The organism is Phenylobacterium sp. T106 (genome assembly GCF_057219735.1).
The window spans coordinates 74208-81797 of the sequence record NZ_JBXVWA010000015.1 but is presented as its reverse complement, the minus strand read 5'-3'; the positions used below and the strand labels follow the sequence as shown (position 1 = coordinate 81797).

At 72.6% G+C, this 7590-nt stretch carries 6 protein-coding genes; 2 read left to right on the top strand and 4 right to left on the bottom strand.

Features of this window, described 5'->3' with window-relative positions; translation table 11 throughout:
- Positions 1 to 119 precede the first annotated feature (119 nt).
- Complete coding sequence (locus tag AC2D8W_RS21980) at positions 120 to 1643, bottom strand: carboxylesterase/lipase family protein (protein WP_484673324.1); 1524 nt, start codon at positions 1641 to 1643, stop codon at positions 120 to 122.
- Between the two features lie 118 nt (positions 1644 to 1761).
- Between AC2D8W_RS21980 and AC2D8W_RS21975 the strand changes: the two genes are divergently transcribed.
- Together AC2D8W_RS21975 and AC2D8W_RS21970 are read left to right on the top strand one after the other, a co-directional pair.
- On the top strand, positions 1762 to 2055 hold the full coding sequence (locus tag AC2D8W_RS21975; protein ID WP_293483455.1) for a DUF1330 domain-containing protein: 294 nt from the start codon (positions 1762 to 1764) through the stop codon (positions 2053 to 2055).
- 2 nt (positions 2056 to 2057) lie between these two features.
- Entirely contained in the window at positions 2058 to 2804 is a 747-nt protein-coding gene (locus AC2D8W_RS21970; protein ID WP_484673323.1) for an AAC(3) family N-acetyltransferase, read from the top strand.
- A 12-nt stretch (positions 2805 to 2816) separates the two neighbouring features.
- On the opposite strand, the gene ligD is transcribed toward AC2D8W_RS21970, so the two are convergent.
- From ligD to otsB, 3 genes are read right to left on the bottom strand one after another with little or no spacing between them, the layout of a single operon-like run.
- Positions 2817 to 5447, bottom strand: coding sequence for a DNA ligase D (gene ligD, locus AC2D8W_RS21965; RefSeq protein WP_484673322.1), 2631 nt, complete (start codon positions 5445 to 5447; stop codon positions 2817 to 2819).
- A complete protein-coding gene (otsA, locus tag AC2D8W_RS21960; protein ID WP_484673321.1) occupies positions 5447 to 6856 on the bottom strand; it encodes an alpha,alpha-trehalose-phosphate synthase (UDP-forming) in 1410 nt (469 codons plus the stop codon). The genes ligD and otsA overlap by 1 nt, the downstream gene beginning before the upstream one ends.
- A complete protein-coding gene (gene otsB, locus AC2D8W_RS21955) occupies positions 6853 to 7581 on the bottom strand; it encodes a trehalose-phosphatase (protein ID WP_293483463.1) in 729 nt (242 codons plus the stop codon). Before otsB ends, otsA begins: the two co-directional genes overlap by 4 nt.
- Between the last annotated feature and the right edge of the window lie 9 nt (positions 7582 to 7590).

Genomic DNA, 7590 nt, shown 5'->3' with positions numbered 1-7590 from the left:
CGGCTCGATCTTCGCCCACTGCTCGTCGCTGAACCAGAATTCGTTGCTCATGATCCACCTCCGCAGAGCTTGAATCACGATTTGGCAAACACCATCAACAAGCTGATCGAGTTTTCACCCTAGCGGGCCCCGGCCTCCACGTAGTCGCGCCACGCCTTCTGGAAATGGCTGCGCGGCTGCGGCCCTTCCGCGCCGAACTCGATCTGGCGCTCGCCGGCCAGGTCGAAGCGGGGCCAGGTCACGCCTGCGGCCCGGCCGGGGTTTCCGGTCCTGGCGAAGTTGGCCCAGTAGGCGTTCATGGCCTCGGTGAGGGGCAGGTCCTCGGGCGCGAACCGCGCGCGCGGCTGGCCGAAGACGAAGCGCACCTCGTCCACGTGGCCCGCGCCATAGGGCTTGCGGGCGCGCTCGGCGGCCGGGACGTACGAGAAATAGAACAGCCACGTCGGGTTGCCGGCCTTCGCATGCAGCCGCGCCAGGGCCCGGTCGGGCTCGGTGATCGTGCTGACCGTGACGAGGTCGTTGATGACCCGCCCCTTGTCGCCCGAGCCCTGCGGATCGAACACCTTCAGGATCGCCTCTCGCCGGTCGGCGGGCAGGGCGTCGAACATGGCCGCGGTGGGCCGCGTCAGGCTGGCCTCGTTGGACGTGCCCCCGATGATCAGCGGGATTTTCATCTGCCGTCCGGCCCCAAAGCCCGAGATCACGGTCTCGACGTAGAGCCGGCCGTCCATCATCGGGAACGGCCGCCCCGGCGCGGTGACGCCGCCGCCGCTTCCCGCCAGCGCCGACAGCGGCAGCCTGCGCAGGGCCGCCGCCGCCTCGGGCCCGTCGCCCGTGACCCCGGCGGCCTGGGCCAGCTTCAGCCCGTTGGCCTCGGCCTCGGCGCGGGGCGTCGGCCCGGTCCGCGCGAAGCCGGACTCCACGACCGCCTTCTGGAACAGGCCGCGGGCTTCCGGCGAGATCATCATGTTCAGGATCGACATGGCCCCGGCGCTCTCGCCCACCGCGGTCACGTTGCCTGGGTCGCCTCCAAAGGCGGCGATGTTGGCCTTCACCCACTTCAGGCCGGCGATCTGGTCCATGTTGCCGTAGTTGGCGGTCAGCCCCGGCTCCCGGCTGAGCGCCGGGTGGGCGAACCAGCCGGCGCGGCCCAGGCGGTGGTTCACGCCCACCACGATGACGCCCTTCTTCGCGAACTCGGTCCCCTCGGTGTCGGCGCCGAACGCGCCGATCGCCTGGCCGACCCGGAACGCGCTGCCGTGGATCCAGACGATGACCGGCAGCCTGGCGCCCGGTTTCGCGCCCGCGGGGCGCACCACGTTCAGGTAGAGGCAATCCTCCACCATCTGGCAGCTCGGCGGGGCCTTGGTGGCGTCGCGCGCGCCGGTCCAGCCGGGGGCCGCGCCCGGTGGGCGCCAGCGCAGGTCGCCCACCGGCGGCAGCGCGAAGGGAATGGCGTAGAAGTGGTCGACCCCGTCCGCGCGGGCGCCCTTCAGCGACCCCTGCCGGATCTTCAGCGTGACCGGCTCCCCGGCGGGCGCGGCGGACGGCGGCTGGTAGGCCTGGGGCGCCTGGGCCCACGCGGCCAGCGGCGCGACGGCCAGGCCGAGGGCCACCAGGGCGGCCACGGTGCGACGGATCATGTCTCCCCCCGGAGAAGGTGGTCTTTGCCCCCGACTAGCCGCCGGCTGTTGCGCGATTGTGTCGTGGCCGATCCGCCCCGAGGTTCATCCCGGCCCGAACTCGCTCTACCGTGGCGGAATGGTCGCCTACGTCATCAACGAGATCGTCGTCACCGAGCCCGAGCGGTTCCAGACCTACGCGAGCCAGGTCCCCGCGATCCTGGCGAAGTACGGCGGCGCCTACGTGGTGCGCGGCGGCGCGCCCGAGCCGGTCGACGGCCCCACGCCGCCCGAACGGCTGGTGGTCCTGCGCTTCGAGAGCCGCGCCGCCGCCCGCGCGTGGCGGGAGTCCCCCGAGTACCGCGCGATCCTGCCGATCCGGGAGGCGACCTCCACCAGCCGCGTCTACATCGTCGACGGCTACGAGGGCTGAGCTTGCGGACGCCGGACGACGTCGCCGCCGACCTCGCCAGGCTGGGCGTCGCGCCGGGCCGGGCCGTCATGGTCCATGCGTCGCTGCGCCGGATCGGACCCGTGGCGGGCGGCACGGCCGGCGTCGTGGCCGCGCTCGACAAGGCCGTGGGGCCCCACGGCGGGCTCCTGATGGTGATGGGCTCTGCGGACGGCCCAGAGCCGTTCGATCCCCTGACCAGCCCCGTCGATCCGGACGTCGGGCGCCTCGCCGAGGCGTTCCGTACGGCGCCGGGCACGATCGTCACCGACAACCCGGAAGGCCGCTTCGGCGCCCGCGGCGGCCTCGCGGGCGCCCTGCTGCAGGACGCGCCCTGGGACGACTACTTCGGCCCCGGCTCGCCCCTGGCGCGGCTGGTGGGGCTGGACGGCGCGGTCCTGCGCCTGGGCGCCGACCCGGATACGGTGACCCTGATGCACTACGCCGAGTACCTCGCGCCGGTCCCCGACAAGCGCCGCGTGGTCCGCGAGCGCTGGGTCGCCGCCCCCGGCGGGCCGGTGCGGCGCACCGTCGCCTGCCTCGACGACAGCGACGGCATCGTGCCCTGGGACGGCGAGGACTACTTCAAGCTGATCCTGGAGGCCTATCTCGCCACCGGCGCCGGCGCCCGCGGCCGGGTGGGCGACGCCGCCTCCGAGCTCCTCGACGCCCGTGACCTCGTGGACTTCAGCGTCCGCTGGATGGCCGACAACCTCGTCCGCGCGTCGTGAGCGGCGCCGGGGTCAGCCCCCCTTCAGCCGCCTGATCGCCTCGGCGAGCGGCCGCTCGGCGTCGAAGTAGTCGGCCCAGGCCTTGGTCTTCGCCAGCGCGGCGGGCGCGGTGCGGATCGTCCAGGCCTTGGGGTTGAGGCCCTTCTTCACCTGGGTCCAGGTCAGCGGAAAGCTCACCGGGGCCAGCGGCCGCGCGCGAGGCGACAGCGGCGCCACCGCCGTCGCCATGCGGTCGTTGCGCAGGTAGTCCAGGAAGATCCGTCCCTTGCGCCTGGCCTTCGACATGTTGACCACGTAGCGGTCCGGCGCGTCGGCGGCGATGGCGAGGCAGATGTCCTGGGCGAAGGCCTTGGCGATCTTCCAGTCGGTCTCGCCCTTCCCGTCGGCCAGCGGCGTGACCACGTGCAGCCCCTTGCCGCCCGTCGTCTTGCAGAAGGCGGCGAGACCCACCGCCTCCAGGCGCTCGCGGACCTCCCTGGCGGCCTCGATGACCCGCTCGAACGGGATGTCCTCGTCGGGGTCCAGGTCGAAGACCAGGCGGCCGGGGACCTCGGGCTGGAAGGGCTGGCAGTTCCAGGGGTGGAACTCCGTGGCCGCGATCTGCGCCAGCGCGATGAGGGCTTCCAGCCGATCGGCCTGGAGGTAGGGCTTGTGGTCGCCGAAGACCTGCACCTCCGAGATCAGCGCCGATGAGCCCTTGCCGGCGTGGCGCTGGAAGAACCGCTCGGCGCCGATGCCGTCGGGCGTTCGGACGATCGAGCAGGGCCGGCCCTTGAGGTGCGGCATCATCCAGGGGCCCACGGCCTCGAGGTAGCGCGCCAGGTCCAGCTTGGTGACGGGCCGGCCCTTGCCGTCGTCGGGCCACAGGGCCTTGTCGGGGCTGGAGATCGTCACGCCCAGCACGACGTTTCCGGCCGCCGCGGGCGTCTTGCGCGGCGCGGGCGTCGCGAGCTCGGCCTCGGCGACGGGCTCGGGCGGCTCAGCCTCCACCTCGCGGGCGGGCTTGTCCTCGCGCAGGCCCTTGAAGGCGCCTTGCCGGACGTTGCCGTCCGCGGTGAAGCCGGCGAACTCGATCTCGGCCACCAGGTCCGGCTTCGCCCAGTTGATGTCGCCCGCCTTGCGCGGCGCGCCCGGGCCCGTGAACGGGCTGCGGTCGGCGGCCACCGCCTCCAGCCTGGGCAGCACGCGGGCGACCTTGTCCCGCCCGAAGCCCGTGCCCACCCGGCCGACGTACACCAGCTTGTCGCCGCGATGGACGCCCACCAGCAGCGAGCGCAGCTGGCCGGGCTCGCCGGTCCAGCCGCCGATCACCACCTCGTGCCCCGCCCGGCATTTCGACTTCTGCCACGCGCCGGTGCGGTCCGAGCGATAGGGCGCGTCGAGCTTCTTCGAGACGATGCCCTCCAGCGACATGCGGCACGCCGACTGCAGCACCGCATCGCCCGCCGTCTCGAAGTGGTCGACGTAGCGGATGCGCCTGGCCGGCGTCCGGCCCGCAGCCTCGAGCGTCGCGGCAAGGCGCGCCTTGCGTTCGCTCAAGGGCCGCTCGCGCAGGTCCTCCCCGTCGAGGAACAGGGCGTCGAAGGCGAAGAAGATCAGGTCCTGCGTCTTGCCGTCCGAGAGCGCGGCCTGCAGGGCGGGGAAGTCCGGCGAGCCGTTGTGGTCCAGCGCGCAGGCCTCGCCGTCGTAGATCCCGTCGGGCAGGCCCGCCGCGTCGGCGGCGATCTCGCGGAACTTGGCGGTCCAGTCGAGCCCCTTGCGGGTCTTCAGCGTGGTCCGGCCCGCTTCCACGCGAAGCTGCAGGCGGTAGCCGTCGAACTTGATCTCGTGCGCCCAGCCCGCGCCCTGCGGGGGCCGCGCCGCCGGCGTCGCGAGCTGAGGCGGCACGAAGCCCGGCAGGGCGGCGGCGCGGCGGCCCGGCGCCGCTTTCGCCTTGGCCGCCTTAGCCTTCGCCGCCTTCGCGGGCGCCGCTTCCGGCGGCGTGTCGTCGGCGCGGTTCGATCGCCAGACGTCCTTGCCCGAGGCGCGGCCCTTGCCGGTCATGAAGCGGCTCGGCCCCTTGCCCTTGCCTTCGGCGATGGCCTCCATCGGGCGGCCCGAGGCCACCGAGTCGGTCTCCGCCTCCACCAGCGCTTCCCCGTGCGCGTCCACCGACCAGCCGTCGTGGTGCTTGATGAGCAGCCAGTTGTCGCGGGTCTCGCGCTCGCGCCGCTTCATGCGCACCAGCACCCACGAGCCCTTCATCCGCTCGCCGTCCAGCGTGAACTTCAGGTCGCCCTTCCTGAGCCCGACCCGCGGGTCGCCCTCCGGGGTCCAGTAGCCGCGATCCCACAGCATCACCGTGCCGCCGCCGTACTCGCCCTTGGGGATCGTGCCCTCGAAGTCGCCGTAGTCCAGCGGATGGTCCTCGGTCTGCACCGCCAGCCGCCGGTCGGCCGGGTTCAGCGACGGGCCCTTGGTCACCGCCCACGACAGGAAGACGCCGTCCAGCTCCAGCCTGAAGTCGTAGTGCAGCCGTGTCGCCGCATGCTTCTGCACGACGAACCGCAGCCGCTTCGAGGCCGTGGTGCGGTCGGCGCCCGCCGGCTCTGCGGTCTTGGAGAAGTCCCGCATGGACCGATAGCGGGCCAGCTTGTCGGCCATCACACGGCCAGCCCCTGGCGGACCGCGCCCTCGTCGGCCAGGGCGGCGACGAAGCTGTCGCGCCACGCGGTGACGTCCTCGCGGACCACGTTCTCGTACAGCGCCTGCCAGCGCCGGACGCGCTCGGCCTTCTCCATGCTCAGCGCCCGCTTCAGCGCGTCGGCGATGTCCTCGGGGCTGTTGGGGTTCACCAGCAGCGCCTCTTCCATCTGGCGCGCGGCGCCGGCGAAGCGCGAGAGCACCAGGACGCCGGGGTCCTCGGGATCCTGCGCCGCCACGTACTCCTTCGCGACCAGGTTCATGCCGTCGCGAAGCGGCGTCACCAGCCCCACGCGCGCCGCGCCGTAGATGCCGGCCAGCTCGTCGCGGCGGTAGTTCCGGTTCACCCACCGGAACGGCGCCCAGTCCACGTCGGCGAACTCGCCGTTGATGCGGCCCGAGAGCGCGTCCAGCCGGCCGCGGATCTCCTGATACGCCTCCACCGACTCGCGGCTGGGGGGCGCGATCTGCAGCATGAGCACCTCGCGGCGCAGGTCGGGGTTCTGCTGCAGGAACGTCTCGAACCCGAGGAACCGCTCCTCCAGGCCCTTGGAGTAGTCCAGCCGGTCCACGCCGACGATCAGGTGGCGGAACACGGTGCAGGCCGTCATCAGGTCGCGCATCCGCCGCGCCCGCCCGCTTTTCATCATCCGGGCGAAGTCGTCGACGTCGATGCCGATCGGGAAGCTCCCGGTCTCGACCGTGCGGCCGAAGGCGCGCAGCCGGCCGGGCGGCAGGGTCACCCCGTCGGCCTCGTTCAGCACGTACTCCTCGAACGCCTGCTGGTACTCGGCCGTGTGGAAACCGATGAGGTCGTAGTCGAACATCGACTCCACCAGCTGGCGGTGTCGGGGCAGGTTGATCATCACCTGGTGCGCCGGCCACGGCACGTGCAGGAAGAAGCCGATCCGGTTCTTCACCCCCAGCCTGCGCAGCTCCCGCGCCAGCGGGATCAGATGGTAGTCGTGGATCCAGATCAGGTCGTTCGGCTGGATCAGCGGGCGCAGGGTCTCGGCGAACCGCCGGTTCACCCGCCGGTAGCCCTCGCCGAACGCGCGGTCGAAGGCGGCCAGGTCGGTGCGGTAGTGGAACAGCGGCCACAGCGTCTTGTTGGCGTAGCCGTTGTAGTACTCGTCGAGATCGATCTCCTCGAGATCGACGGTGGCCGTGGTGACGCCGCCCTGCTCGACGATGTTGAGCTCGCCCGTGAACTCGGGCGTCGTCTGGCCCGACCAGCCGAACCATACGCCCGAGTACTGCTTCAGCGCCGCCGCCAGGGCCATGGCCAGGCCGCCGACGCTCTCCTCGCCCTGGGCCGCGGGCGGGTTCACGCGGTTCGACACCACCACGAGGCGTTGCGGGGCCGTCATCGCGCCGACTCCAGCCAGGCCAGGACGTCCTCGACGTTGCGAAGCCCGAACAGCGCGTGGGTCTCGCGCGGCCGGCCGACCAGCACGCCGAAGCCACCCTGGCGGGCCACCTCGGCGAAGCCGTGCTCGTCGGTGGCGTCGTCGCCGGCGAACACCGGAACCGACCCGGCGAACGGCGCCTGCCGCATGAAGTCGCGGATGGCGTCACCCTTCGACGGACCGGGCGTGCGCAGTTCTTCCACCATGTCGCCCTCCTGCAGCGTCAGTCCTGTTTCGGCCGCGAGGCGCCGCGCGAGCAGGCGCGACTCCGCGGCGCGGGCGCGCGCCAGCCGGAAGTGCAGCGCGACGCTGGCGCCCTTCTCCTCGACCATCAGGCCGGGATCGCGCCCGGCGAAGGCGCGCAACGCCTGCGCCGCGGGCGCCAGGCCCGGATGGGGCTCGACCCGGCGCACCTCGCCGTCGGCGTCGCGGCGCACGAGGCCGTGGACGGCCGACACGCACGGGATGCTGCCGTCGAGGATGCGGTCGATGTCCTCGAGCGTACGGCCGCTCACCACGGCGAGCCGCCCCTCGAGCGCCCGTCCCAGGCGCACCAGCAGGCGCGTCCGGCGCAGGTCCGGCCTCACGTCCTGCGGCCGGGGCGCAATGGGCGCCAGAGTGCCGTCGAGATCCAGGAACAGCGAAACCTCCGACAGCCGCAGGGGCTTCGGGGCGGGTGGCGTCACGACTGCGAC

Coding starts and splice junctions, on each gene's coding strand:
- ligD (WP_484673322.1), bottom strand. CDS start 5,447: ATGGCCGACAAGCTGGCCCGCTATCGGTCCATGCGGGACTTCTCCAAG.
- AC2D8W_RS21980 (WP_484673324.1), bottom strand. CDS start 1,643: ATGATCCGTCGCACCGTGGCCGCCCTGGTGGCCCTCGGCCTGGCCGTC.
- AC2D8W_RS21975 (WP_293483455.1), top strand. CDS start 1,762: ATGGTCGCCTACGTCATCAACGAGATCGTCGTCACCGAGCCCGAGCGG.
- otsA (WP_484673321.1), bottom strand. CDS start 6,856: ATGACGGCCCCGCAACGCCTCGTGGTGGTGTCGAACCGCGTGAACCCG.